The following is a 2,112-nucleotide window of genomic DNA, read 5'->3' as shown; positions in this document are numbered from 1 at the left end:
GTACAAGCCGCCACCCGCCGAGGCGGCCCGCGGCGGGAGGGCGTCAGGCGGTCGCCGCGCCCGAGCGGTACTCCTGCGGGCTCATCCCGTGCTCCCGCTTGAACGCGGTGCTGAGCGCGAACGCGGTCCCGTAGCCGACCCGGCGCGCCACGGCGTCGAGGGTGGCGTCGCTCTCGCGCAGCAGGTCGGCGGCCTGCGCCAGCCGGACGCCGGTGAGGTACGCCATCGGCGGCTCGCCGACCAGCCTGCCGAAGCGCTGCGCGAGCGCCGCCCGCGACGCGCCGACCTTCGCGGCCAGGTCCGCGACCGTCCACGGGTGCGCGAGGTCGTCGTGCAGCAGCCGCAGCGCGGGCCCCACGACCGGGTCGCCGTGCGCCCGGTACCAGCCGGGCTGCTCGGCCTCCGGCCGCGAGAACCACGCGCGCAGCGTCTGGATCAGCAGCAGGTCCAGCAGCCGGTCGAGCACGACCTCCTGGCCGGGCTCGTCCTTGACGATCTCCTCGTCGAGCAGCCCCACCAGCGGCGACCGCCAGGTGTCGCCGCGCACGACCGCCAGCGGCGGCAGCGCGGCCAGCAGCCGCTGCGTGACCGCGCCGCGCGTCTCGTAGGTGCCGACGAGCATCACCGCCCTGCCGTCCGGGTCGGTGCCCCAGGCGCGTACGCCGAGGTCCATCGCCTCCGACAGGCTCGTCCCGTCCGGGGTGGTGCAGCGCTGGCCCGGGTGGATGACGATCTGCGGTTCGGTGGACGGGTCGTCCGCGACGACGTACGGGTCCGGACCGCGGCAGATGACCAGGTCGCCGGGACGGACGTGCACGGGCGCGCCCTCGTCCGGGAGCACCCAGGCCTCGTCGCGGACCATGGCCACCAGCGTCAGCGGGGCCTCGTCCTGGATCCGCATCGACCACGGCGGGTTCAGCGTCGAGCGGATCATGAACGCTCCGTGCGCGCGGGGGCCGTCGAGAAGGTCGGTCAGGGCGTCCATGCCGCTCAGCGTAAGGGCTGTGGACGCTCGCGCATGGAGACGAGCTTCTCAACGATGTCGGACGGGCACGCCCGGCGGTTGACTCCAGGACATGACGAACACCAGCGGGAACATCAGCGAGAACACCGACGGGAACGCTCTGGAGACCGGGCTCGTCCTCGTGCTCGGCGGGACCGGGAAGACCGGGCGGCGGGTCGTCGAGCGGCTGGAGTCCCTGGACGTCCCGGTCCGGATGGGCTCGCGGTCGGCGGTCCCCGGCTTCGACTGGACGGATGGGACGACCTGGGCGCCGGTCCTGCGGGACGTCGAGTCGGTCTACCTGTCCTACTACCCGGACCTCGCCGCGCCCGGCGCGCCCGAGGCGATCGGCGCCTTCACCGCCGCGGCGGCGGCCGCCGGGGTGCGCCGGGTCGTGCTGCTGTCCGGGCGCGGCGAGGAGGAGGCTCGGGCGTGCGAGCGCGTCGTCCGCGACTGCGGCCTGGAATGGACGATCGTGCGGGCCGCGTGGTTCGCGCAGAACTTCAGCGAGGACTACTTGCTCGACCCGGTCCGGGCCGGTGAGGTCGTCCTGCCGGCCGGCGACGTGCCCGAGCCGTTCGCCGACGCCGACGACATCGCGGACGTGGCCGTCGCCGCCCTCACCCGCGCCGGGCACGCCGGCGAGGTCTACGAGGTCACCGGGCCGCGCGCGCTCACCTTCGCCGACGCGGTCGCCGAGATCGGCCGCGCCGCCGGACGCGAGATCGCCTACGTCCGGGTCGGCGCGGACGACTACGCGGCGGCGCTCAAGGAGCACGGCCTCCCCGGCGAGGTCGCCGGCCTGCTGACGTACCTGTTCACCACCGTGCTGGACGGCCGCAACGCCGAACCCGCCGACGGCGTCCGCCGCGCCCTCGGCCGCGAGGCCCGCGACTTCGCCGACTACGCCCGCGAGACCGCCGCCACCGGCATCTGGAACGCCTGAACCCGCCCCGTCCGCCGCGCCGAGCGGCTGACCTGGAGGAAGCGCGGCCGATCACGGCGATCCCCGCCCCGGCCGCGGGGCCGCGCCCGCCCCCCGCGGGGGGGCCCGCCCCGCGGGCGCGGGACCGCGAGCGGGGTAGGGTGGGGTTGCGGAGGGCGAGAGG

General features: G+C 75.8%; 2 protein-coding genes. One reads left to right on the top strand and one right to left on the bottom strand.

What is annotated here, in order from left to right; all coding sequences use genetic code 11:
- Window positions 1-43 precede the first annotated feature (43 nt).
- Window positions 44-985 (bottom strand): AraC family transcriptional regulator, encoded by a 942-nt coding sequence (locus ABZ914_RS50570; RefSeq protein ID WP_500201706.1) that lies wholly within the window; start codon window positions 983-985, stop codon window positions 44-46.
- Between the two features lie 91 nt (window positions 986-1,076).
- On the opposite strand from ABZ914_RS50570, the gene ABZ914_RS50565 reads away from it, so the two are divergent.
- A complete protein-coding gene (locus tag ABZ914_RS50565; protein WP_500201705.1) occupies window positions 1,077-1,949 on the top strand; it encodes an NAD(P)H-binding protein in 873 nt (290 codons plus the stop codon).
- Window positions 1,950-2,112: the final 163 nt, after the last annotated feature.

Source organism: Spirillospora sp. NPDC046719 (genome assembly GCF_040645715.1).
Taxonomy (GTDB): domain Bacteria; phylum Actinomycetota; class Actinomycetes; order Streptosporangiales; family Streptosporangiaceae; genus Spirillospora.
Note: the sequence above shows the minus strand (reverse complement) of the source record. Positions and strands in the feature narration are given on the sequence as shown.